At 69.0% G+C, this 22,420-nt stretch carries 23 protein-coding genes; 6 read left to right on the top strand and 17 right to left on the bottom strand.

Features of this window, described 5'->3' with window-relative positions; all coding sequences use genetic code 11:
• Window positions 1-5: 5 nt before the first annotated feature.
• The 3 genes from ASG12_RS04760 to ASG12_RS04750 form a co-directional block, all read right to left on the bottom strand.
• Complete coding sequence (locus ASG12_RS04760) at window positions 6-644, bottom strand: TetR/AcrR family transcriptional regulator (protein WP_055785800.1); 639 nt, start codon at window positions 642-644, stop codon at window positions 6-8.
• Between the two features lie 20 nt (window positions 645-664).
• Window positions 665-1,741: an amidohydrolase family protein gene (locus tag ASG12_RS04755; protein ID WP_235456053.1), complete on the bottom strand. Its 1,077-nt coding sequence runs from the start codon at window positions 1,739-1,741 to the stop codon at window positions 665-667.
• Between the two features lie 148 nt (window positions 1,742-1,889).
• Window positions 1,890-3,950, bottom strand: a complete 2,061-nt coding sequence (locus ASG12_RS04750) for a glycosyltransferase family 39 protein (RefSeq protein WP_055785794.1) — start codon at window positions 3,948-3,950, stop codon at window positions 1,890-1,892.
• A 142-nt stretch (window positions 3,951-4,092) separates the two neighbouring features.
• On the opposite strand from ASG12_RS04750, the gene ASG12_RS04745 reads away from it, so the two are divergent.
• On the top strand, window positions 4,093-4,581 hold the full coding sequence (locus ASG12_RS04745) for a hypothetical protein (protein ID WP_055785791.1): 489 nt from the start codon (window positions 4,093-4,095) through the stop codon (window positions 4,579-4,581).
• Between the two features lie 79 nt (window positions 4,582-4,660).
• On the opposite strand, the gene ASG12_RS04740 is transcribed toward ASG12_RS04745, so the two are convergent.
• The 6 genes from ASG12_RS04740 to fgd form a co-directional block, all read right to left on the bottom strand.
• Entirely contained in the window at window positions 4,661-5,371 is a 711-nt protein-coding gene (locus ASG12_RS04740) for an enoyl-CoA hydratase/isomerase family protein (RefSeq protein WP_045821626.1), read from the bottom strand.
• A 9-nt stretch (window positions 5,372-5,380) separates the two neighbouring features.
• Window positions 5,381-5,944 (bottom strand): TetR/AcrR family transcriptional regulator, encoded by a 564-nt coding sequence (locus ASG12_RS04735; protein WP_055785787.1) that lies wholly within the window; start codon window positions 5,942-5,944, stop codon window positions 5,381-5,383.
• Between the two features lie 11 nt (window positions 5,945-5,955).
• Complete coding sequence (locus tag ASG12_RS04730; RefSeq protein WP_156377918.1) at window positions 5,956-6,843, bottom strand: DMT family transporter; 888 nt, start codon at window positions 6,841-6,843, stop codon at window positions 5,956-5,958.
• A gap of 46 nt (window positions 6,844-6,889) precedes the next feature.
• Window positions 6,890-7,690, bottom strand: a complete 801-nt coding sequence (locus ASG12_RS04725; protein WP_055785785.1) for an alpha/beta fold hydrolase — start codon at window positions 7,688-7,690, stop codon at window positions 6,890-6,892.
• Between the two features lie 81 nt (window positions 7,691-7,771).
• Complete coding sequence (locus ASG12_RS21535; protein WP_156377917.1) at window positions 7,772-7,930, bottom strand: hypothetical protein; 159 nt, start codon at window positions 7,928-7,930, stop codon at window positions 7,772-7,774.
• Window positions 7,931-8,100: 170 nt separating this feature from the next.
• Window positions 8,101-9,114 (bottom strand): glucose-6-phosphate dehydrogenase (coenzyme-F420), encoded by a 1,014-nt coding sequence (gene fgd, locus ASG12_RS04720; protein ID WP_045821622.1) that lies wholly within the window; start codon window positions 9,112-9,114, stop codon window positions 8,101-8,103.
• 187 nt (window positions 9,115-9,301) lie between these two features.
• Here fgd and ASG12_RS04715 point away from each other — a divergent pair, with 187 nt between their 5' ends.
• Window positions 9,302-10,195 carry an SGNH/GDSL hydrolase family protein gene (locus tag ASG12_RS04715; protein WP_162243398.1) on the top strand — a complete coding sequence of 298 codons (894 nt, stop codon included), beginning with the start codon at window positions 9,302-9,304 and terminating at the stop codon, window positions 10,193-10,195.
• Between the two features lie 3 nt (window positions 10,196-10,198).
• On the opposite strand, the gene ASG12_RS04710 is transcribed toward ASG12_RS04715, so the two are convergent.
• The 3 genes from ASG12_RS04710 to ASG12_RS04700 are packed head-to-tail and all read right to left on the bottom strand — an operon-like array spanning window position 10,199 to window position 12,867.
• On the bottom strand, window positions 10,199-11,542 hold the full coding sequence (locus ASG12_RS04710; RefSeq protein ID WP_055785779.1) for a sensor histidine kinase: 1,344 nt from the start codon (window positions 11,540-11,542) through the stop codon (window positions 10,199-10,201).
• Window positions 11,539-12,222 (bottom strand): response regulator transcription factor, encoded by a 684-nt coding sequence (locus ASG12_RS04705; RefSeq protein WP_055785776.1) that lies wholly within the window; start codon window positions 12,220-12,222, stop codon window positions 11,539-11,541. The genes ASG12_RS04710 and ASG12_RS04705 overlap by 4 nt, the downstream gene beginning before the upstream one ends.
• 30 nt (window positions 12,223-12,252) lie before the next feature.
• Window positions 12,253-12,867, bottom strand: a complete 615-nt coding sequence (locus tag ASG12_RS04700; RefSeq protein ID WP_156377916.1) for a DUF5666 domain-containing protein — start codon at window positions 12,865-12,867, stop codon at window positions 12,253-12,255.
• A 159-nt stretch (window positions 12,868-13,026) separates the two neighbouring features.
• Here ASG12_RS04700 and ASG12_RS04695 point away from each other — a divergent pair, with 159 nt between their 5' ends.
• Window positions 13,027-14,922: an ABC transporter ATP-binding protein gene (locus ASG12_RS04695; RefSeq protein WP_055785772.1), complete on the top strand. Its 1,896-nt coding sequence runs from the start codon at window positions 13,027-13,029 to the stop codon at window positions 14,920-14,922.
• A 49-nt stretch (window positions 14,923-14,971) separates the two neighbouring features.
• Here the strand turns inward: ASG12_RS04695 and ASG12_RS04690 are convergent, their stop codons facing one another.
• The 3 genes from ASG12_RS04690 to ASG12_RS04680 all read right to left on the bottom strand — a co-directional run bounded on the left by ASG12_RS04690 (window position 14,972) and on the right by ASG12_RS04680 (window position 16,738).
• A complete protein-coding gene (locus ASG12_RS04690; protein WP_055785769.1) occupies window positions 14,972-15,592 on the bottom strand; it encodes a TetR/AcrR family transcriptional regulator in 621 nt (206 codons plus the stop codon).
• Window positions 15,589-15,975, bottom strand: coding sequence for a hypothetical protein (locus ASG12_RS04685; protein ID WP_055785766.1), 387 nt, complete (start codon window positions 15,973-15,975; stop codon window positions 15,589-15,591). Before ASG12_RS04685 ends, ASG12_RS04690 begins: the two co-directional genes overlap by 4 nt.
• 136 nt (window positions 15,976-16,111) lie before the next feature.
• Window positions 16,112-16,738, bottom strand: a complete 627-nt coding sequence (locus tag ASG12_RS04680) for a TetR/AcrR family transcriptional regulator (protein WP_055785763.1) — start codon at window positions 16,736-16,738, stop codon at window positions 16,112-16,114.
• Between the two features lie 118 nt (window positions 16,739-16,856).
• On the opposite strand from ASG12_RS04680, the gene ASG12_RS04675 reads away from it, so the two are divergent.
• Window positions 16,857-17,909: an MFS transporter gene (locus ASG12_RS04675; RefSeq protein WP_055785760.1), complete on the top strand. Its 1,053-nt coding sequence runs from the start codon at window positions 16,857-16,859 to the stop codon at window positions 17,907-17,909.
• A 22-nt stretch (window positions 17,910-17,931) separates the two neighbouring features.
• On the opposite strand, the gene ASG12_RS04670 is transcribed toward ASG12_RS04675, so the two are convergent.
• The gene (locus tag ASG12_RS04670; protein WP_055785757.1) at window positions 17,932-19,641 is read right to left on the bottom strand and encodes a TIGR03767 family metallophosphoesterase; all 1,710 of its coding nucleotides are present in this window, start codon (window positions 19,639-19,641) and stop codon (window positions 17,932-17,934) included.
• 221 nt (window positions 19,642-19,862) lie between these two features.
• Between ASG12_RS04670 and ASG12_RS04665 the strand changes: the two genes are divergently transcribed.
• On the top strand, window positions 19,863-20,615 hold the full coding sequence (locus tag ASG12_RS04665) for a DUF2127 domain-containing protein (protein WP_055787655.1): 753 nt from the start codon (window positions 19,863-19,865) through the stop codon (window positions 20,613-20,615).
• A 16-nt stretch (window positions 20,616-20,631) separates the two neighbouring features.
• On the opposite strand, the gene ASG12_RS04660 is transcribed toward ASG12_RS04665, so the two are convergent.
• Window positions 20,632-21,216, bottom strand: coding sequence for a TetR/AcrR family transcriptional regulator (locus ASG12_RS04660; RefSeq protein WP_055785755.1), 585 nt, complete (start codon window positions 21,214-21,216; stop codon window positions 20,632-20,634).
• A 96-nt stretch (window positions 21,217-21,312) separates the two neighbouring features.
• On the opposite strand from ASG12_RS04660, the gene ASG12_RS04655 reads away from it, so the two are divergent.
• Window positions 21,313-22,332 (top strand): aldo/keto reductase, encoded by a 1,020-nt coding sequence (locus tag ASG12_RS04655; protein ID WP_055785751.1) that lies wholly within the window; start codon window positions 21,313-21,315, stop codon window positions 22,330-22,332.
• Window positions 22,333-22,420: the final 88 nt, after the last annotated feature.

Below are 22,420 nucleotides of genomic sequence, written 5' to 3'. Positions count from 1 at the left end.
GGCACTCATCCGAGTGGTTCGAGGGTGCGATGGGCCAACCGGCGGGCGGCCGCCGCAGGCATCCCGAACGACCGCAGCAGCGTCTCGACCGAGGCGTCGACATCGGCCTCGGTGACCGAGGTCGGATCGGCGAGCCACGCGTGCACCAGCGCCAGCAGGTGGCCACCGGTGATCGCGGTGGCCAGGGCGACGTTGTCGATGTGCAGTCGTCCGGCGGCGACCGCGGCGGACAGGTCGCGGTGGGCACGGGGACCCAGCCCGGTCGGCGACTCCATCAGGACGAAGCCGTAGGAGTCGATGATCTCGGCGGTCTGTCGGTGCGCGATGGCCAGCCGCCCCGCATGCCGGAACGACGTGGCGAAGGCTTCGGCGGGGTCGTCGGTGCGGTCGGCAATGGTCTCGAGGTGGTCGCCGAGCGCCTCGAGGATCTGGTCGATGGCCGCGTCGAAGAGCGACTTCTTGTCGTCGAAGTGGTTGTAGAAGGTCCCGAAGCCGACGTCGGCGGTGGCGGTGATGTCGGCGATGCTCGCGGTCGCGGCGCGTCCGTCGGCGATCAGCGTGCGCGCGGCGTCGATGAGGGCCTGGCGCGTCTTGGCGCGACGTCGGTCGGTGCGGTTCTCCGGTGCCCTCGTCGGTGGTCGCACTGACCCTCCTCCACCTCAGTTCACGACAGACGCGATGCCAATCGGGGCAATTGTGCCAGCGCGTTGAGTCGTTCGATGCGGTAGCGCTGCTGTGGATCGAACACCTCGGCGAGTGCGGGCGCCGGATCGGCACCGGTCTGTCCCCGGTAGGTCAGCGCGCTGAACGGCCAGTCGGACCCGAAGACGATGTGGTCGATGCCGGTCACCTCCAGCACGCTGCGCATCGCGGCCGGTGACGACGACAGCGAGGTGTCGTAGAAGAAGTTCCGGATCTTCTCGTCGGTGCCGAACACCGAGACAGGCGGCGCGGAGGGGAACGCCTGGCGCGGCGTGGACAGTCGTTGCGAGAGGAACGGCACGCAGCCGCCTGCGTGGGCGAGGGAGAACCGGATGTTCGGGTAGCGGTCGATGGTGCCGGTGGCCATGAGCAGGGCCGCCGCGCGCGTCGTGTCGAAGGGGTATTCCTCGTAGAACGCGGGGAACGGCAGCTCCGGCCGGTTGCTCGGGGCGAGCTCGGCCGGATGCACGAACACGAAGGCCGAGCGGGCGTTCAGTGCGGCCATCACGGGCTCGAAGCGGGTGTCGCCGAGATAGATGCCGTTGTAGTTGCTGAGCAGCGCGACACCATCGAGCCTGCGGACGTCGAGGGCGTGGGTGATCTCGGCCAGCGACGCGGCGACGTCGGGTAGGGGGAGGAAGGCGAATCCGCCGAAACGGGTGGGGTACCGCGCGACCAGATCGGCGAGATAGTCGTTGCAGTACCGGTTCATCGAACGCGCCTGCGCGGCCGGGAGGAAGTTCACCCCCGGGTCGGAGATCGACAGCACCTGGGTACCGATCCCGTGCGCGTCCATGAACGCCAACGCCTCGGCCGGAGACCACGACGGCACCGGGACGAAGGATCGCAGTGTGTACCCGCTCGCCTGCAACGCCGCTCGGTAGCGCGGCGGGAGGAAGTGCGAGTGCAGGTCGATGCGGTGCCGGCCCGAGCCCGTGGGGCCGGTATCGGCCGTTGCCACCGACGCCCCGTGCGCGAGGCCGGCGACCACCCCACCGGCGGCCAACGCGGTGATCGCCTGGCGGCGTGTGACATCCATGAGCATCCCCTACGGCCCGATCAATTCTGATGAATCGATCAGTTCGAATTCAAACACGGGCGGTCCCCGAACACAACAGGCGTTGAGAAACGGCAGACGCCGGTGGTCACGGAGGTGACCACCGGCGCCGCACGTCGTGCCGGATCGCTCAGGTGAGCTTGTAGACCGTCTGCCCACCGACCGTGGTGGCGGTGTAGTGCTCGGCCACCCAGGTGGAGATCTCGGTGGCACTCGAACTCGATCCGCCCGGACCACCGCCCTGACCGCTGCCGATGTAGTAGCCGATCTTGCCGTCCTTGACGTACTGGATGAACTGCGCCAGCGTCGGGGTGGGGTCACCACTCCAGCCGCCGATGGCCATCACCGATGTACCACTGGCGATCTCGATTCCCGAGGCCGACTGCGAACCGTTGGTCGCCGCAGCCCACTTCGTGGTCGTGGCCTTGAGGAGCGCGGTCAGTTCGGTGCTCGTCGAACCGCCCATCCCCCCGCCCATTCCGCCGGTGCGCTGCGTGGACGTCGCGGCCTGGGACTGCCCCTGCGTCTGGGTTGCGGTGCCACCCGGGGCACCCGAGGGCCGCTGGCCGCTGGTGCCGCCCGCGCCACCACCACCGGGGCCACCACCGCCGGGCCCACCCATGCCGCCCGAGGAGTCGGCGGTCTGCACCGCAGTGGGGATCGATCCGGTGTGTTCGGTTGCGGCCGTGGCGATACCGAAGGCCGCCGAGGCGCTGAACCCGGCGAGCGCGCCGACGAGGACCGCCGTGGCCACCGCCTTGCGGAACCCGAGTTTCCCGCCGACCACGATCACGAGGACCGCGATGACCGCGACCGCGCCGATCAGATAGCGAGTCCACACCGGTCCGAAGTCGGCTCGATTCAGGAGCACGATCGACCAGCCTGCGGCCAGGGCGATCATGGCGCCCAACGCGATCCGGCCGTCCCACCGGTCCCACAGGCGCCAGGCGTAGACGCCGCCGAGGCCGACGAGTGCACCGATGGCCGGGGCGAGAGCCACGGTGTAGTACGGGTGGATGGTGCCGCTCATGAAGCTGAAGATCAGGCCGGTGACGGCGAGCCAACCGCCCCACATGACCAGGCCCGCCTTCTCGGTGCGCGACAGCCGATCGGTCTCACGCACTCGGATGAACTGCCGCACCACCAGGTAGGCGCCGAAGACGATCACGAACAGCGCGACCGGGAGCAGCCACGAGATCTCGTAGCCCATCTCGGAGCCGAACAGTCGGTTCAGTCCGGTGGCGCCACCGAAACTCGAACCGGCGGCACCGTTCCCGCCCATGCCGCCACCCCCGCCGCCGCTGGCCCCGAAGATCCGGCCGAGGCCGTTGTAGCCGAGCACGAGGTTCATCACCGTGTTGTCGGTGGATCCGCCGATGTAGGGGCGCGACCCGGCCGGCCACAGTGCGACGACGAGGACCCACCAGCCGGCGCCGGCGATCAACGACACCGTCGCGAGCAGGAGGTGCCCGATCCGCTTGAGCCACCCGGTGTTCGCGAGCAACAAATACGCGAGACCGAAGGCGGGCAACACCAGGAGGCCCTGCAGCATCTTGGTGAGGAACGCGAAGCCCAGCGCGACGCCGACCAGCGCCAGCCATTTCCCCGATCCTGCGGCGATCGCGCGGATCAGGCAGTACCCGGCGGCGACCATGAGCAGCACCAAGAGGGCGTCGGGGTTGTTGAAGCGGAACATCAGCGCGGCGGCCGGCGTGAACGCCAGCACCGTACCGGCGATGAGACCCGCGACCTGGCCGTGGCGCGGGTTCGACACCGTGCGCTTCACCGTCGCGTACAGCAGGAACACCGCGAGGACCCCCATGAGTGCCTGCGGCACGAGGACGGCCCAGCTGTTCATCCCGAAGATGCGCACCGAGAGCCCGGTGACCCACAGCGACGCCGGGGGTTTGTCGACGGTGATGAAATTCTGTGCGTCGAGCGAGCCGAAGAACCATGCCTTCCAGCTGGTGCCGCCGGCCTGTGCCGCCGCGGCGTAGAAGCTGTTGGCGTAGCCGTTCATCGACAGGTTCCACAGGTAGAGCACCGCGGTCACCACCAGCAGCACCGGTAGCGGCGCGCGGGTCAGCAGGCGTGAGCGGGTGCTCTGCGGGGTGTCGTGGACGATCCGATGGCGACCACCATCGGGGTCCGGATCGGCGGGCGGTCGCGCCCGGTCGACGAGGGTGGTCATGATGCCTCCGTGGGTAGCTCCGATCGGCAGGGCGCCGATCGGTACGTTCCTCACGATGTCCGTTCTGTCTCCTCTGCGGCTGGGCGGATGCTGGGAGGTCCCTGGGAGCCCCTCACCCCTCGCGCACTGGTAGGAACGGGTGATGATCGCAGACCGGTGGGGCGTCGACACGGCGGAGACCTCGCGTCGATTCCCCTGCGACGACATCGTGTCGCGGCCGGTGCTGCAGGCGTGGCGAGGTGTGACCGTCCACGCGACCCCCGACCGCGTGTGGCCGTGGATCGGTCAACTCCGCCTCGCGCCCTACTCCTACGACTGGGTCGACAACCTGGGCCGTCGCTCACCGACCGAGTTGACGGGTCTTCCGGAACCGGTTGTGGGAGAACACTTCATGTCATGTGGCGGACGACCGCTCGGCGAGATCCTCGACGTCGTACCGAACGAGGCACTCACCGGCGAGATCGCGGGTGCGGTGATGTCGTACGTGCTGGTGCCGACCGGCGGGCACACCCGACTGCTCCTCAAGATCGTCATGTCTCGCGGCCGCCTGATCGCACCCCTGGTCTCGGTCGGCGACCTCGTCATGGCGCGCCGGCAGCTCCTCAACCTCAAGGCCCTCAGCGAGAGATGACTGAAAAGTTCCACTGAGCGGACCGGCATCGCTGTGGGGACGATGCCGAGCCGCTGGGTGGCATATCCCAGCAGGGAACTCAGCTCTCGGCGATGGCGGCCTGGCCGCCGACACCGCTGACCGTCGCCCGCAGGCCGGCGGCGGTACGCGCGTACATCGAGGCCTTGATCTCGCCGATGGTGCGGCCGCGGGTGTGCTTGTTCGCGTGGGCGTAGGCCAGCGCGGTGGGCAGCACGTCGTCGAGAGTGGCTGCGGCATCGACGATCCCGAGATCGTGGGCCTGCTGACCGCCGTACCGCTTGCCGGTCACCAGCATCTCGTGGTTGACCCGGGCGGGCACCTTGTCGCCGACGAGCATCACGCTGCCCGGGGCGTAGCTCGCACCGATGGTGACACCGGGCATGCAGATGTAACCGCGGTCGGACCGCATCACGACATGGTCGTGGGCGAGGGCGAACAACGCGCCACCACCGAAGGCGTGACCGGCGACGGCGGCGACGGTCGGCATCGGGAACACGAGGATGCGTGCGAGCAGTTCCTGCACGCTCTGGATGTAGGGGTCGACCTCGTCGACGTGGGTGAGCACCCACCCCGTGTCGAGGCCGGTCGAGTAGAACTTGCCCTCGTTCGTGGTGACCAACGCGGTCGGACCCTCGCTGGCCTCGACCTCGTCGAGGAGTGCGTTGATGGCCTCGACCTGCGGCGGTCCGAAGACGTTCTCGTCGTCACCACCGCCCTCGTCGCCGAGGTGGAGCACGAACACACTGTCGTCACGGGTCAGATGGGCCACGGCCCCACCCTATCCACCCAGCACGGCTCGGCAGACGAGGTCGGCGACCTGATCGTCGGTCATGGAACTGCCCGGGACGAGCATGTGCGAGTACACGACCCGCGCGGCGAACTCCGATGCCCCGCGACCGTCGGGGTGCAGCGCGCCGGCGAGGGCGGGCTGGGCGTCGAGGTCGGGCAGGCAGCGTTGCACGATCACGTCGATGATCGTGGTGTCGGTCGCACGGTCGGGCCCGCTCGCGACCAGCGTCGACACCAGCTCGCCGGGCTCGTTGCGCAGGAGGTACTGCAGCGCCTCGTGCTCGCGGATGTAGGCCAACGTCTTCGTGACGAGGGTGTGGACCTTGTCGTGCGGGTCGTCGACGGCGAGCATCCAACTGTCCATCCGGTCGTGCAGCACCGACACCTCGCGGTCGACGATCGCGGCGAGCAGTTCGTCACGGCCGCCGAACATGCGGTAGGCCGTCGCGCGTCCGACACCGGCGTGCCGGGCCACCGAGGTCAGGTTCAGGGCCTGGGCGCCGAAACGCGACACCACCGACACCGCCACGTCGACCATGCGCTCGCGATCCATGACTGCAGACGTTAGGCGGTACGCAAGCGGCGTCGCGAGATGGCGACACCGGTGAGGCACATCGCGCCGCCCACCAGTCCGAGCAGCGTCGGCACCTCGCCCAGGGTCACCCACGACAGGAGGATCGCGATGGCCGGGACGGTGAGGGTGGTGGCGGCCATCTTCCCGGCGTCGGTGCGGGTGAGCGCGTAGGCCCACGTGGTGAACGCGATCGCCGTGGGACCGATACCGAGGAACACCATGCCCGCGATCTGGCCGGCCGAGGCGTCGGCGATCTCGCCGACGGCCTGCGGTGCGAACGGGACGGTCACCAGGAGGCCCGCGAGGCATCCGACCCAGGTGGCGGTGATGGCGTCGACCGAGCGCAGCGCCACCTTCTGCATGAGGACCCCTGCGGCGTAGAGCACGGCCGTCACCAATCCCAGCGCGATGCCGAGGGTGTCGTTCGACCCGCTGCCGCCGCTGCCCCCGAACGCGATGAGCAGGACGCCGGCGAAGGCGATCACCATGCCGACCACCAGCGGCCTCGGGAAACCCTCGGCCATGAACAGGCCCGCGAACACCGCCACGATGATCGGCGCGAAGTTGACCAGGAGCGCCGCGGTGCCGGCGTCGAGATGTTGCTCGGCCCAGTTCAGCAGCACGGTGTACCCGCCGAACCACGCGACGCCGTACCCGATCACCAACCCCAGCGCACGCCCGCGCGGCAGCGGCCGGCGATACCGCAGGGCGATCACCGCCAGACCGACGAATCCGACGGCGAGCCGCCCGAAAGCCAGTCCACCGGGTGAGAAGTGGTCACCGACCGAGCGGATGACCACGAACGACGACGCCCACAGCAGCACCGTCACGACGGCTGCGAGAACGGGAAGGGTCGCGGGGTCCAGTCGACGGTTCACGGGGACAGCCTGCGCGAGGAGACCCCGCGCCGACAAACGGGTTTCCTCAGCTGCCGCCGACGAACCGGGCGAGACGTTCGGCCATCGTCTCGGGGTCCCATGAGTGGTGCGCCCCGGTGACACGTTCGGCGCGCCCGTCGGCGGCGGCGTCCGCGATCGCCTCGGCGGCCTCGGCCATGCCCGGGAACGTCTCCGTGCCGACGACCGCGAGCACCGGGACCCCCACCGGGCCGAGGATGGAGGTGAGCGGTTCGGCGGCGACCGCGACCAGCGCACGCCCGTCGGGGCGGAGGCTCTCCACCTGCGCGATCACCGCGGGCCAGATGCCGTCCTCCTGCGCGCGGTCGATGAACTCGGCCGGCATGTCCTTCATGTACTGCCGCTGCGCGCCGTCGCGGTCGCCGGCGTCGAGGCGGCGTTCGAACTCCTCGATCCACTCCCGGGTCTCGTCGCCCGAGTGCATGAACGGGGCCTCCCAGAGCACCAGTCCGGTGACCGGGAGTCCGGCGCGCGCGGCCTCGATGGCGATCGCGCATCCCGACGAGTGGCCGCACAGCACCGCCGAACCACCGGCGGCGGTGATCATCGCCGCGACGGCCGCCAGCTCCCTCTCCAGGGTGATGACCCCGTCGGCGGGGCTCTCGTTGCGACCCAGGCGATCGTGGACGATCGACGCGACACCCCTGTCGGCGAGCAACGCGGCGGTGGCGGTGGTGATCGGGTCGCCCGCACGATGCGGGCCCGCGCCGGCGACGAAGACGACGGCGCGGGCGGCGGAGGCGTCGGAGGGGCCGTGTCGGTCGAACGCGACGGTGTCGCCGAGGGCGGTGGTGGCGAACTCGGTCATCGGTGGATCTCCTCGGATCGGTGCGGTGGTGTCACCGTGTCCGACCCGATCCGAGGGCAGAACTCATCGCTCGCCGGGCAGCTACCGGGTGCGGGCACCCGCCACGTTGGCCGCGGTGAGATCGAGGGACTCGTAGGCGTGATCGTCGTCGCGGGTGACGAGGTAGGCGGTCAGCACCACCATCGACCACGTCGACAGCACGAAGGCCTGAATCACGATGAGCAGGGGAAGAATCGACATGTGTCACGGCTCCTGTGGAGATCGGGGCACACAGCTCGCGAGAGCGGGCCCCTGGGGAGTCGGCATTGACTCGAACGGTTGTGAATCTCCCAGGCTAGGGACCGCAACCGTCCGCGTCGACCGTGGCCGCCCGCTCTGTGACGAGCTCGACACACGCCGTGAGCAGGTGCTCAGCCCAGCTTGCGCAGCCGCGGCTCGAGATCGGTCTGGAAGTTGGTGAGGAACCGCTGCTGATCGTGACCCGGTGCGTGGAACACGAGGTGGTTGAGCCCGGCGTCGGTGTACTGCTTGACCTGCTCGACGGCCTCGTCGGGGTCGGAGGCGACGATCCATCGCTTGGCGACCTGCTCGATCGGGAGTTCGTCGGCGAGACGTTCCATCTCCGTCGAGCTGTTGACGCTGTGCTTCTGCTCCTGTGTCAGCGACAGGGGCGCCCAGAACCGGGTGTTCTCGAGCGCCAACTCCGGGTCGGGGTCGTAGGAGATCTTGATCTCGATCATCTTGTCGATGTCGGCGACGTCGCGCTCGGCCTTGCCCGCGCCCTCGGCGACCGCGGGCAGCAGCTTCTCGGTGTAGAGCTCCATGCCCTTGCCCGAGGTGCAGATGAAACCGTCGCCCGCGCGTCCGGCGTAGCGGGCGACCACCGGTCCGCCGGCCGCGACGTACACCGGGACGGGCCTCTCCGGGATGTCGTACATGTAGGCGCCCTGGGTGGAGTAGTACTCGCCGTCGAAATCGACCTGCTCGCCCGTCCACAGCTCGCGCATCAGCGCGATGGCCTCGCGCAACCGGGCGAAGCGTTCCTTGAACTCCGGCCACTCGCCGGTGAACCCGGTGGCGTACTCGTTGAGGGCCTCTCCGGTGCCGACGCCGAGCATGATGCGGTCGGGGTACATGCAGGCCATCGACGCGAAGGCCTGCGCGATGACCGCGGGGTTGTAGCGGAAGGTCGGCGTCATCACCGAGGTGCCGATCTGGACGCGCTTGGTCCGCTCGCCGACCGCAGCCATCCAGGCCAGCGAGAACGGGGCGTGGCCACCGTTGTGGCGCCAGGGCTGGAAGTGGTCGCTGACGGCGACCGAGTCCATGCCGTGTTCCTCGGCGGAGACCGCGATCTCCACGAGCTCCCGGGGATCGAACTGCTCGGCCGATGCCTTGTAACCGAGTCTCAGTTGCTGCGCCATCGCTGTGCTCCTGTCCGAGGGATCGCCATGAGGCGACTTACGTACCACTCAACCTAGCGCCAGAGTTTCGGTCGGACATAGGTGCGGTCTCGATGCGATGAAAGATTCATCCGGCCAACACCTTCCGTGGTACGAATCGAACCGGCGTCCCCCGTTCGGAGGACACATCGGTATCGAGAGGTTCTTCATGCGCACACGGATGCTCGCCGCGGTCGGAGCGGCCGCACTCACGCTCGCGGCACTGGTCACCACCCCGGCCTGGGCCGCGCCGGGACCGCTGCCCGATCCGTCGCCGACCGCGACCTACTACGTGTCGCTGGGCGACTCGTTGGCCGCCGGCTACCAACCGGACACGGACACCGACGAACCGGTCTCCTACACCGACCGCATCTACGACGCCCTCAAGGTCTCCGACCCGAACCTCGTGCACGTGCGGTTGGGCTGCAGCGGCGAGACGACCGCGACGATGATCAACGGTGGACGGTGCACCTACGCCGGGGCGTCGTCGCAGCTCGATCAGGCGACCCGTTTCATCGCCGCCAACCGGGCGCGCGTGAAGTTCGTGACCCTCGACATCGGCGCCAACGATCTCTACCGCTGCCTCAACGGATCGGTCACCACCGGTTCCTCCGCGCTGGGGGTCCCCGACGTCGGCTGCATCGGCGGCGCACTGCAGACGGTCGGCACCAACCTGTCGACCATCGACGGGCGCCTGCGCACCGCGGGCGGCGCCGGTCCGCGCTACGTCGGCATGAACTACTACACGCCGCCACTGCGGCGGTGGCTCGACAGTGCGCAGGGCAAGGTGTTCGCCCAGGGCACCGCGGCGGCGAACAACCTGTTCTCCGACACCATCCGCTCGGCGAACAGCGCCAACGGGTTCGCCACCGCCGACGTGCTGAACGCGTTCTCCAACAACGACGTCCTCACACAGGTTCCCGTCGACGGCTTCGGGTCGCTCCCGAAGAACGTCGCCCGGATCTGTCAGTGGACGTGGGGATGCACCCAGTACAAGGACATCCACGCCAACCCCACCGGCCACCGCGTCATCGCCGACACATTCCTGCCGCTGCTGAGGTAGCGGTCAGCGCCCGGGTGAGAGCGGCAGATCGAGGCGGAAGACCGCGCCCTCGACGCCCGGAGGGGGATCGACGAGGACGAGGTCCCCGCCGTGCGAGCGGGCGAGGCCGCGCGCCAGCGCGAGCCCGAGTCCGGAACCCCCGGACCGGCGGTCACGTGAGGCGTCGAGCCGGACCAGCCGTTCGAAGATCCGCTCGCGGTCGGCCGGGCCGACACCGGGACCGGTGTCGGCGACCTCGAGGTGCGCCCACCCCGGCGTCGCGTACACCGACGCGGTGACCGCGCCACCGGGCGGCGTCGCCTGACACGCGTTGTCGACGAGATTGGCCACCACCTGGCTGACGCGTCCGGCGTCGGCCACCAGCGGTGTCGCGTCCCCTCGCACGGTCACCGCGACGTCGGGGTGGATCACCGAGACACGAGCGACCTGATCGGCGACCAGCGAGCGCAGTTCCGTCGGCGACGGGCTGAGCGTCAGCCCGGCGTCGATACGGGCCATGTCGACCATGTCGTCGACCAACCGTCCGGCGCGACGGGTCTCCTGCACCAGCAGCAGACACAGCTGTTCGCGATCCTCGACGGGGGTGTCGCGGTCGGACTGCAGCAGCGTCTCGGCGATGGCCGCCACCCCGGCGATCGGGGTGCGCAGCTCGTGCGCGGCGTCGGCGACGAACCGTCGCACCGATTGCTGTGCGGCGCGTTCCCGTGCCTCGGCACCCTCGAGCGAATCGAGCATGTCGTCGAATGCCGCTGCGGTGCGGCCGAGCTCGGTGTCGCGGCGCGCGGGCGACAGTCGCCGTCCGCGGTGCCCGCGGGTGATCGATCGAGCGAGACCGGTCATCGCATCGAGCGGGGCCAACGCGTAGCGGACCGCGAACCACAGCAGCGCCGCGGTGAGCAGGAGGGCCACGACCCCGGCGATCGCCATGCCCCACAGCAGGCGCGATTGCAGCCGATCGAGGAGGCGGTTGTCGACGGCGAGGGTGAGTTCGGCGCCCTGCGTCCACGCACGTCCGCCGCGCAACCGCACCACGCGTCGTTCCTCGCTCTCCCCGGGCGCCAGCGGCCGGCCCACCACGGTGCCGTCGGCGAGGATCAGCTGGGCGCGTACCGAGCGGCCGTCGATACGGGCGAGGAACGCCTCGGGTCCGGTCGCGGTGCGCGCCAGCTGACGCGCGTAGGCGACACGATCGGTCAACAGGTTGTCGACGTCGCGATGCGACACCGCCGTGAACAGCGTTGCGGTGGTGACGATCACGGCGATCAGGACGACCGACAGGACTCCGAGGCAGATGGCGGTGACGCGGAAGCGCAGCGATCTCGTCTGCAGCCGCGGGGTCTCGGTCACGACGACCTCACCGGCCGTGCGCTGTCGAGGGTGTAGCCCCGCCCGCGTTCGGTGTGGAGCAGACGCGGTCCGTGCTCCTCGAGCTTGCGGCGCAGGGCACTCACATGCACCTCGACCAGGTTCGGGTCGTAGTGCTCGTAACCCCATACTGCCGTGAGGATCTGGATCTTGGTGAGCACCCGTCCGCGCCGTCGCGCCAGCACCACCAGCATGCGGAACTCCGTGGCGGTCAACGCGATCGGCGTCCCACCTCGCACCACCACCGCCGCATCGGGGTCGATCACGAGGTCGTCGACGTGGACGATCGACGCACCTCGCCCGCGGCGGCGGAGGACCGCGTTGACCCGGGCGACCAGTTCCGCCATCTCGAACGGCTTGATCACGTAGTCGTCGGCGCCCTCGGTGAGGCCGCGCAGGCGATCGGCGACGGCGTCGCGCGCGGTCACCATCACGATCCCGGCGTCGCTGCGGCGTCGGACGATCTCGAGCAGTGCGAATCCGTCGGACCCGGGCAGCATGACATCGAGCAGCACGACGTCGGGCCGGAACTCGCCCAGGTCGAGCTCGATGCGCGCACCGTCGCCCCGGGCCAGCACCGAGTGCCCGGCATCGGTCAGCGCGGCCGCGATGGCCACCCGGATCGACGTCGAGTCCTCCACGAGCAGCACCGACGAACCCATCAGTCCATGATGCCCCGGTCGGGCCGGCCGTCAGCTGGGTTGGCTCGTCGCGCCCGGTGTCGCCGGCGCGCTCGGCGCGGTCGACGACGCCGCGGGGGTGTTCCTCTTCGCGACACGCGTCGCGTCGATGGTGCCCGAGACGTCTCTGCCGACAACCGCCACCCGGTCGCCGACGCGGAAGTCCGACTGCTGCGCAGGCGCCTTCTTCGTACCGAAGGTCGTGTTCTGTCCGATCGTCACCGTGAGGGTGCGGCCGCCGCGGCCCGAGATGGTCCACGACGATCCGTTGATCGCGGTGATGGTCCCCGCCACTGCACCGCGTGCCTTCCGCTTGGCCGGCGCGGCCTCGGCGCGTGGACCGTCACCGTTGGACATCTGCCGCGAGGAGGCGGAGTTCGCATGTCCGGAGTCGTCGTTGCCGGTGGCGGCCCAGCCGATGCCGCCGCCTATCACCCCGCCGATGACCAGTCCCGCGACACCGGTCACGATCGCGGTCCGTCGCGTGCCCGAGAACCAGGAGGCCCGCTGCGGCGCCGGGGACTGCGTCTCCGAACCTGGCGGCGGGAACGCGGGCGGCGCGGGTGCGTCGAACCGTTCGGTCGACGGCTGCTGTTCGGGATGGTGCGGGTCGTGTGGTTCGGTCATGCCGACCACGCTAGGGACGTTCACGGCCGCGCAGCTGAAGACCTTCTTAAGGTCGGGACCGTGCGCATTCGGGCGGGTGGGACCGGCCGGATTCCTCTGAACGCGAACGGGGCAACCTTTCGTTGACCTGAACATTGGTTGATGTCTTACGCTCGGGTGATGTCCATGGAATCCGTCGCGTACAACTCGCTGTACCGCACGATGTCGCGGTCGGAGAAGAAGTCGCGGCTGCCGAAGGAGGAGCGGCGGCGCACCATGCGCCGGATCGGTCGGTTCGCCCGTCCGCACCGCACCCGCATCGCCGTGTTCCTCGTGTTGAGCATCGTGACCGCGGTCCTCACCGTCGCCACCCCACTTCTCGCCGGTCGCGTGGTCAACCAGATCACGGGTAACGGCACCACATCGATCATCGTGTGGCTGTCGGTGCTGATCGCGGTCATCGCGCTGGTGGAGGCCGGTGTCGGTCTGGTGGTGCGATGGTTGTCGGCGACGATCGGCGAGGGCCTGATCCTCGATCTGCGGCGCACGGTGTTCGACCACGTCCAGACGATGCCGATCGCGTTCTTCATGCGCACCCGCACCGGAGCTCTCGTCAGCCGCCTCAACAACGACGTGATCGGCGCGCAGCGCGCGTTCAGCGACACGCTCTCGGGCGTGGTGTCGAACCTGGTGACACTGATCCTGACCATGACCGTGATGCTGTTCATCTCGTGGCAGATCACGCTTCTCGCCCTGGTCCTGTTGCCGCTCTTCGTGGTTCCCGCTCGACGCATGGGCGCACGGATGGCGGCGCTGTCACGGGAGGCCGCCGAGTACAACGCGATGATGTCGACCCAGATGACCGAGCGATTCTCCGCGCCCGGCGCCACCCTGGTGAAGTTGTTCGGCCGCCCCGACGAGGAGTCGCGCGAATTCGCTGCGCGCGCAGCCAATGTGCGCGGTATCGGGGTACGGCGCGCGGTGCTGCAAGCCGTGTTCGTCACCATGCTGACGCTGGTGTCGGCGCTGGCGCTCGCGCTGGTCTACGGCGTCGGCGGCTACCTCGCCGTGCACGGACACCTCAACGCCGGATCGGTCGTGTCGCTTGCCCTGCTGCTGACCCGGATGTACGCGCCGCTCACGGCGCTCGCCAACGCCCGTGTCGAGATCATGAGCGCCCTGGTCAGTTTCGAGCGCGTCTTCGAGGTGACCGATCTCGTACCGCTCATAGCCGACAAGCCCGACGCGCGCGAGTTGCCCCGCGGACCGGTGTCGATGCGGTTCGACGGCGTCCGGTTCGCCTATCCATCGGCTGACAAGGTGTCGCTGGCGTCGCTGGAAGAGGTTGCGCAACTGGACAACCGCGGTGGCGTCGAGGTTATCCACGATGTGTCGTTCGAGGTACCCGCCGGTTCGATGGTCGCTCTCGTCGGCAGCTCGGGCGCCGGCAAGTCGACCATCGCCCAGCTCGCCACCCGGCTCTACGACGTCGACTCCGGCGCGGTCACGGTCAACGACATCGACGTGCGTGACGTGACGTCGGCGTCACTGCATCGCGCGGTCGGCCTCGTCACACAGGACGGGCACCTGTTCCACGACACCGTGCGCTCGAACCTGACGCTCGCCGCTCCCGACGCCACCGAGGACGAGATCTGGGCCGCATTGCGGCGCGCCCGACTCGAGGAGCTGGTGCGCTCGCTGCCCGATCAGCTCGACACCGTCGTCGGCGAACGCGGGTACCGACTCTCCGGTGGCGAACGTCAGCGCCTCACCATCGCACGACTCCTACTGGCCGAACCGGCCGTGGTGATCCTCGACGAGGCGACCGCCCACCTCGATTCGACATCGGAAGCCGCTGTGCAGGAAGCGCTGTCGGAGGCGTTGGTCGACCGGACGTCGATCGTGATCGCCCACCGGCTGTCCACCGTCCGCGCCGCGCAACAGATCCTCGTCCTCGAGGACGGGCGCGTCATCGAGCGCGGCACCCACCTCACCCTGCTGGCGTCGGGTGGTCGCTACTCCGAGCTGTACCGCACCCAATTCGCCGATCAGCAACCCGCGGACGTCACCGTCTGACTTCACGCTCCGCTTCTGCGGTCACGCTCCACTTACAAGTGGAGCGCGGCTACGCAAGCGGAGCGCGAACGCCACCGAGGAACACCTTCGCGACGTGGTCGGCGTATGTGTCGGGGTCGAGGTTCGGGTCGGCGTCGAGGTGGTCGAGCATGGTGTCGACCATGCCCTGGTAGGTGACCGCGAGCAGGACGACATCGAGGTCGGGCCTGATGTCGCCGCGTTCCTGACAGCGTCGCAGCAGCTCGGCCTGACGGCGGTGGAGCGCAGCGTATTCGGCGGCCCGCTCGGCCGGGTCTCCATCGGCCGTCGCGAAGGCCGCACCGATCTGGCGGACGGTGCGCAACTCGGCGGGGTGGGTGGCCGGCAGACCGGCGGCGCGGTGGATCGCCGAGGTGAACAGTGTCGCCGCGGGGGCGTCGAGATCGACATCGACCGACACCGCCTTCTCGAGGGCAACGAAGGCGCGGCGCGCGGCGGCCACCAACAGTGCGTCGAGGTTGTCGTAGTACCGCCACAGCAGCCCCTTCGACACCCCGGCCGCCTCCGCGATCGCCTCTGCGGTCGTCGCGGGCAGGCCCTCGCGGCCGATCAGGTCGATCGCCGCGCACTCGAGTTGCTCCTTGCGCGCGTCGGGGCTCAGGCGTCGCCGTGGTGTCGGAGCGACCGTCACACGCGCTCCCGCACAACGGATCCGATAATCCCGAGCATCACCAGCGCGATCACGATCATCTCGATGCGCATCCATCCCGGGGCGAAGTCCGGGATCATCGCCTCGATGACGTTGGCCAGGAACAGAACCACGGAGATGATCCCCACGGCGCGAAGAGCCGCCACGCTCACCCGCTGTGCCGACCGCAGTCGCACTGGCAGCAGCGCGGCGAACACGACGACGATGACCGCGTGGACCCACGCGTCCCGAGGAGCCTGATCGGGCGCCACCGCCGACAGGATCGCCAGCGCGACCACGGTCAGCACCGCGATCACGACGTAGGCACGCACCAGTGTGCCGATGATCGGGAGCATCGTCTGGTTTCGGATGTCACGTGTGGTCATGTCGAGGACACTAATGACTGCGCGGTCATTAAGTCAATGATCCGTCTGCATTGGGGTTCGAGCGAGCTCGACGACCACGAACTCCCCCGGTGTCACACCGGCCTGCGAAGCGTCCGCGACCGCTCCGCCCGCTGACTCACTCGACCGTTCCGGTGAGAATCGCCGAGAGCCCGGCACGGAACCGCGCATCACGATCTCCGGAGAGGATGGCGACGCCATCAGATCCCGAGTGCGACGTCGACGGGCTACCCGCACGGACTTCGGCGACGAGCCCGTCCCACTCGCCGGACGCGGTCAATGCGAGGTAGGCCTGCTCCTCGATCACGAAGCCGACGGTGAAGTTGCGCAACGCGAAGGCGATGTCGCCGGCGTCGAACGGCGCGATGACGAGGGGCGCCAACAGGTTGCGCAGCGTCGTCGAGATCGCGACCGTCGCGGCGAACGGTGCATACGAGCCCGCCACGATTCGTCCGCCATCGCGGAACCCCAGCATTGCCTGCCGCATTCGCGCACAACACTCGATGACCTGATCGGCGTGTGGAGAATCGAGCCCGAGACCGTCGAGATCGATGGTCGCGTAGACGGAGTCGGCCAGTGCACGTTGCAGATCGCGTTTGTCCCGGAAGTGCTTGTACAGCGCGCCAGGTGTCACGTCCGCCGCGGCCGCCAGCCTCCGAACGGTGAGTGCGTCGAGACCGTTCTCGGCGACATAGTCGTGCGCGATCGCCACCAGGCGATCGCGGTTGAGTCGGTGCACGGCCATCGCCGAAACCCTACGTCCGGCGTTGACTCGTCGGGATGCATGGCCTAGCTTTCGTCGGGTGAACATTGTTTACCTGAGGAATCGCTCCCGCACCTCGACATCGAGAACGACGCTCACGGTGGCGTGCATCGGTCAGCTGATGGTGGTGATCGATGGACTGATCGTGACCGTCGCCCTGCCCGCGATCCGGTCCGACATGGAGTTGTCCGCGACCACTCAGGGCTGGGTCGTCAACGGTTACCTGCTCTCCTTCGGTGGACTGCTCCTGGCGGCCTCCCGTGCCGCCGACCGGCTGGGACACCGACGGGTCTTCGCCGCCGGTGTCGCGGTGTTCACCCTCGCGAGTCTGTGCGGCGGCCTGGCGCCCGACGGTGGAATGCTCCTCGCCGCGCGTGTCGCCCAGGGCGTGGGAGCGGCGGCGATCGCGCCGACCAGTCTGAGTCTGCTGACCACCACCTTCACCGGCACCGCGCGTCCGCGGGCACTCTCCGCGTGGAGCGCCACCTCGGCGGTTGCGGGTGCCGGTGGCCTCGTGATCGGCGGGGTCATCACCGCTGAGCTCGGGTGGAGGTGGGTGTTCCTCGCGAACGTCCCGGTCGGCATCGTGCTGATCGCACTCACCGCAGCCGTGCCCGCGTCCATCGTCGAGACACGGCCGACCGCGTACCCGTGGCGAACAGTTCTGCGCCGCAGCATCATCGTCGCCAACGTGTCGATGACGGTGCTCGGCGCGGCGATGACCGCCGCCCTCTACTGCCTGTCGCTCTTCCTGCAGAACGTGCAGGGCCGCAGCCCGCTCGCGACGGGCTCGGCACTGCTGCCGATGAGCCTCGTCCTCGCTCTCGGCTCGGTCATCTCGCCTCGCCTTCTCGTCCGCTGGGGACCGAATGCCGTCATGACGGTGGGAACGATCACCGCCATGGCGGGAGCGGTAGCGCTCGTGATGTCGATGAACGGCGATCACGGCGTGGCGATCCTGGCCGGCGCAACTCTCGTGTGGGCGTGCGGCACAGGGGTGCTCACCATGCCGCTCGTGTCGCTCGCGACCTCGGGTGTCCCGCCCGCCGCCGCCGGCCTGGCGTCCGGTGTGATGTCGGTCGCCCGGCAGATCGGCGGGGTGGTCGGGGTCGTCGCCGTCGTCGCGCTGGGTGTGGTCCCGGCTGCTGGATGAAGGATCTCCGCCGCGTGGGCGGTCAGACCGGCTTGGGGAGGAGCAGTTCCACGTTGTGGTCGACCGAGGTGCCGAGACGCTTGGCCTCGTAACCGGTGTCGTTGTAGGAGAATTCGCGGTACATCGAGCCCAACCCCGTCACCGAGTGGTCGGAGTAGTCGACCGAATAGGGCGCGGCCGATTCGATGAGGGTGCAGAACAGCGACAGGGTGCCGTCGGCGTTGTCGCAGACCTCGATCACCCGTGCGTTCTGCGGGAAGTCGATGTGCGAGGCGGTGTTGATCTCCCAGAAGCTCTGCGCCGGAGTGGGTCCGCGGTGCGGCGTGATCTTGTTGGTGTGGGTGTGACCGTTGACCCACGCGATCACGTTCGGGAACCGGTGGAAGAAGTCGATCAGCTGCGGCCCGGTGGCACGTCGCTCGAGCGGCCGTTCCGGATCGGGGATCGGCAGCTCCATCGTGTCGCTCGTGTGGTGACTGAAGGCGACGAACAGCGTGGTGCGGTCGCGGGTGAACAACCGCTGCATCCAGTCGAGCTGGCCCTGACCGATCGACCCGTCGGTGAATCCCGCATGGTTGGTGGTGTCCATCGAGATGCCGACGACGCCGGGCGCGATCTCGAACGAGTAGTAGGTGATGCCGGATTCGGCTGCGTCCCGGGCGAATCCGTGACCGACCGGTCCGGGGCCGGTGTAGCGGTCCTTGAAGTGCTCGGCGATGTACTGCCTCGGCGTGAACGGCCGCCGACGCGGGTCCGGGGTGACGGTGCGAACGGGTCCGCTGACCGCCTGCGCGGCGAGCATGCGCGCGGCGTCGGCGGGTCGGTTGCCGAACGCGTCGGCGATCCGCGCGACCTCGGTCCGGCGCAGCGGCAGATCCGGCTTGATGGATCCGGTGTAGAGCGCGTCGAGCGCCCCGATCCCGCTCGGCAGGGTGCCCTGCACGCTGTCGTCGTGGTTGCCGAACACGCTGTACCAGCGGGTGTCGAGGCCGGGGCTCGTGACGGGCTTGATGCTCGAGGCGAGCAACCCGGGGATCTGCGGGAACCCCTTCTGCTTGAAGATGTCGTTCACCGCCGACTCCGGCTGCCAGTACAGCTCGGAACCCCACACCTGCACGCCCTCGTACCGGGTGAGGTCACCGGTCGACTGCGCGAGGGTGCCGCCGCTGAACAGCGTGAGGAACCACCCGAGTTCGACGAACTCGTGGTTGTCGGTGTTGTCGCCGGTCGACACCACACAGTCGAACCGCCGTCCGCTGAACGGGGCCGTTCTCAGGTCGTTGATCCGCTGCACCAGGTTGATGGTCGCCGCGGCACCGAGCTTCTCGTGGGGCCGGAAGGCCGAGCCGATGTACTGGTGCACGAACTCGGCACGTACCGGGCTCTCGGCGTCGACGATGTGGACGTCGGTGGTCTGCACGATCGACGCGAGCCCCGTCCGTCGATCGTCGCGACCCGCCTTGGGTGCGGCCAGTTCCCCGCGTACCACCAGTGGCCACGCCGGTCCCGCGACAAGCCTGCGATACGACTTCGGTCCGGTCGCGGCGGGGACGCCGACGGTGTCGAGGGTGGTGCCGGCGATGGACACCGCGCGCGACCCGGCGGCGGGATCGGCGAAGGCGATCGGGGCGTTCTTGCCGCTCACCGCGCCGACGGCGGCCACCGCGCCGAGCGCTCCGGCCCCCTTGAACAGGGTCCGGCGGCTGATGTCGTGGCGGTCGAAGCCGGTCATGGTGGTCTCCTCGACCCGGGCAGACGCGCGGTCTGCGTCGACGGCACATCGACCGACGTGCCGTGTCGAATCTTGCCTCAGACGCGCGCTCGAACCCAGTGAAACGCCGCCCGTTCACCCGTCAGTCGCTCGATTCGGACAAAGATCGCATGGTCGTTCGGCCACGACGGCGTCCGCCTATGGTGTGGGCACATGTCATCCGACGGGAGGCGACGGCACCGATGGACTGGTCACTGCGTGCGTGCAGCCGGCACGGGCACGCCACGTACGAGCCCACCGACCACCCCGGACTGCGCTCACGACTGACCGCGACGACCGCGGCCGGCGACGCGTGGCGCTGCCTGCGCTGCGGCGACTTCGCGGTGGGTGAGCCACGCGGGCGGGGCCCGGCCGACGAGGCACCCGACATCGCCGGCGGCAAGGCCGCACGGGACCGCGTGGTGTTGCGACTGCTCGCCGTCGAACGACTGTTGCGCGCCATCGTGCTGCTGATCGCGGGCGGCGCGGTCATCCGCTTTCGCGACAGCCGCGAGTCGGCCCGCCATGCCTTCGACACCGAGTTGCCGCTGCTGCGTCCGCTCGCCAACCAGCTCGGGTGGAACATCGATGATTCGAAGGTCATCAGGCTCGTCGAGGAGAGCTTCTCGCTGAGCTCCACCACGCTGGTGTGGATCGGGGTCGCCATCGCGGTCTACGGCGTCTCCCAGCTCATCGAGGCGACCGGACTGTGGCTGATGAAGCGGTGGGGCGAGTACTTCGCCGTCGTCGCGACCAGCGTGTTCCTGCCCGTCGAGATCTACGAGCTCACCGAGAAGGTCACCGTGCTGCGCATCCTGCTGTTCGCGGTGAACGTGGCCGCGGTGGTCTGGCTGGTGTGGAGCAAACGGCTGTTCGGCGCGAACGGCGGAGCGCGCGCCTACGAAGCGGAGCATCACGCCAACAGCCTGCTGGCCGTGGAGCGGGCCGCCGCCTGACCCACCCCGGCGGGCGTCAGCCGCTCGGCTGCACCCGCAGGCCCGCGACGAGAACTCCGACCATGCGTCGCGCGTCGTATCGGTTGTCCGCCCCGGCACCGATGCAGAGGTTGCCCACGGCGCGCATCAGGTCGATCGGGCGCACGTCGGATCGGATCTCGCCGGCCCGCGCCGCGGCGTCGACGATGTCGGCACACACCGGGACGAGGTTGTCGAGAAAGTAGGAGTGCAGGGCCTCGAAGGTGGGGTCGGTGGACTGCAGTGCCTCGGCGAGCCCGTGCTTGGTGACCAGGAAGTCGACGAAGAGATCGATCCACGACGCCAGCGCGTCGTGCGCGGACTCGTTGCGCGCCAACAGTTCCGGTCCGGCCGCCGCGCAGGCGTCGACCTGGTGGCGGTAGACGGCGACGATCAGGTCCGCGCGGGTCGGGAAATGGCGGTAGATGGTGCCCACGCCCACGCCGGCGACGGCGGCGATCTCGCGCACCGGGACGGCGACACCGCCGGTCACGAATGCGGCCGCAGCGGCATCGAGCAGCGTCTCGGCGTTGCGGCGGGCATCGGCCCGTTTCCGCGTCGGTGACGGGGTGGCCTCGACCACGGCAGCACCCCCTCTCGACAGGCGGAACAGTGTTCCGTATCTTTGAATCGGAACCGCGTTCCGCTTCCGTCACGATAGCTCAGATCAGGGGTCCTCATGAAGTACCGCACTCTCGGCCGCACCGGCGTCCAGGTCAGCACCCTCTCGCTCGGCGCCATGAACTTCGGCGCCATCGGCCACACCACGCAGGACGACGCGACCGCGGTCGTCGGCGCCGCCCTCGACGGCGGCATCAATCTCATCGACACCGCCGACATGTACAGCCAGGGCGAGTCCGAGGAGATGGTCGGCAAGGCCATCGCCGGCCGCCGCGACGACATCGTGTTGGCCACCAAGGTGTTCAACCCGATGGGTGACGAGCGCAACCACCGCGGTAGCTCACGCCGCTGGATCGTCACCGAGTTGGAGAACAGCCTGCGGCGCCTCGACGTCGACCACGTGGATCTGTATCAGATCCATCGCTGGGACCCGCAGACCAGCGACGAGGAGACCCTCTCGGCGCTCACCGATCTGCAGCGCGCGGGCAAGATCCGCTACTTCGGTTCGTCGACCTACCCCGCGTACCGGATCGTGCAGGCGCAGTGGGCCGCTCGCGAGAACCACCTGAGCCGCTTCACCACCGAGCAGCCGCCCTACTCGATCCTGCAGCGCGGCATCGAATCCCACGTTCTCCCCGTCACCGAGCAGTACGGGATGGGCGTACTGGTCTGGAGCCCGCTCGCCGGCGGCTTCCTCTCCGGGGCCATCCGCGCGGGTCAGGAGATCACGTCCAACCGTGCCACGCTCATGCCCGACCGTTTCGGACCCGATGCTCCCGCGAACAAGTCGAAGCTCGACGCGGTCGAGAAGCTCGTCGCGCTCGCCGACGAGGCCGGACTGACACTGATCCAGCTCGCACTCGGGTTCGTGACCGCACACCCCGGCGTGACCAGCGCGATCATCGGACCGCGCACACTCGAGCATCTCCACTCACAACTCGCCGCGGGCGACACCGAGCTCTCGAGCGATGTGCTCGACGCCATCGACGAGATCGTCGCTCCCGGTGTCGATCTGGCGCCCGACGAGAAGTTCGACACCCCGCCCGCAATCCTCGACGCCTCGCTGCGGCGGCGCTGAGACCGCCGAGTCGGGCGTGAACGCGCGCTCACCGTTCGGGCGCGCGCGGAGGTGGGCGCGCGTCCGAACGGGGGACGCGCGTTCACGG

The sequence above is a fragment of the Williamsia sp. Leaf354 genome (assembly GCF_001424365.1).
Taxonomy (GTDB): Bacteria; Actinomycetota; Actinomycetes; order Mycobacteriales; family Mycobacteriaceae; genus Williamsia_A.
Note: the sequence above shows the minus strand (reverse complement) of the source record. Positions and strands in the feature narration are given on the sequence as shown.

What these genes read in the sequence shown, in the direction of transcription:
- ASG12_RS04755 (WP_235456053.1), bottom strand. Translation starts at nt 1,741, where the DNA reads ATGGATGTCACACGCCGCCAGGCGATCACCGCGTTGGCCGCCGGTGGG.
- ASG12_RS04750 (WP_055785794.1), bottom strand. Translation starts at nt 3,950, where the DNA reads ATGACCACCCTCGTCGACCGGGCGCGACCGCCCGCCGATCCGGACCCC.
- ASG12_RS04745 (WP_055785791.1), top strand. Translation starts at nt 4,093, where the DNA reads ATGATCGCAGACCGGTGGGGCGTCGACACGGCGGAGACCTCGCGTCGA.
- ASG12_RS04735 (WP_055785787.1), bottom strand. Translation starts at nt 5,944, where the DNA reads ATGGATCGCGAGCGCATGGTCGACGTGGCGGTGTCGGTGGTGTCGCGT.
- ASG12_RS04725 (WP_055785785.1), bottom strand. Translation starts at nt 7,690, where the DNA reads ATGACCGAGTTCGCCACCACCGCCCTCGGCGACACCGTCGCGTTCGAC.
- ASG12_RS21535 (WP_156377917.1), bottom strand. Translation starts at nt 7,930, where the DNA reads ATGTCGATTCTTCCCCTGCTCATCGTGATTCAGGCCTTCGTGCTGTCG.
- fgd (WP_045821622.1), bottom strand. Translation starts at nt 9,114, where the DNA reads ATGGCGCAGCAACTGAGACTCGGTTACAAGGCATCGGCCGAGCAGTTC.
- ASG12_RS04715 (WP_162243398.1), top strand. Translation starts at nt 9,302, where the DNA reads ATGCGCACACGGATGCTCGCCGCGGTCGGAGCGGCCGCACTCACGCTC.
- ASG12_RS04705 (WP_055785776.1), bottom strand. Translation starts at nt 12,222, where the DNA reads ATGGGTTCGTCGGTGCTGCTCGTGGAGGACTCGACGTCGATCCGGGTG.
- ASG12_RS04700 (WP_156377916.1), bottom strand. Translation starts at nt 12,867, where the DNA reads ATGACCGAACCACACGACCCGCACCATCCCGAACAGCAGCCGTCGACC.
- ASG12_RS04695 (WP_055785772.1), top strand. Translation starts at nt 13,027, where the DNA reads ATGTCCATGGAATCCGTCGCGTACAACTCGCTGTACCGCACGATGTCG.
- ASG12_RS04685 (WP_055785766.1), bottom strand. Translation starts at nt 15,975, where the DNA reads ATGACCACACGTGACATCCGAAACCAGACGATGCTCCCGATCATCGGC.
- ASG12_RS04680 (WP_055785763.1), bottom strand. Translation starts at nt 16,738, where the DNA reads ATGGCCGTGCACCGACTCAACCGCGATCGCCTGGTGGCGATCGCGCAC.
- ASG12_RS04670 (WP_055785757.1), bottom strand. Translation starts at nt 19,641, where the DNA reads ATGACCGGCTTCGACCGCCACGACATCAGCCGCCGGACCCTGTTCAAG.
- ASG12_RS04665 (WP_055787655.1), top strand. Translation starts at nt 19,863, where the DNA reads ATGGACTGGTCACTGCGTGCGTGCAGCCGGCACGGGCACGCCACGTAC.
- ASG12_RS04655 (WP_055785751.1), top strand. Translation starts at nt 21,313, where the DNA reads ATGAAGTACCGCACTCTCGGCCGCACCGGCGTCCAGGTCAGCACCCTC.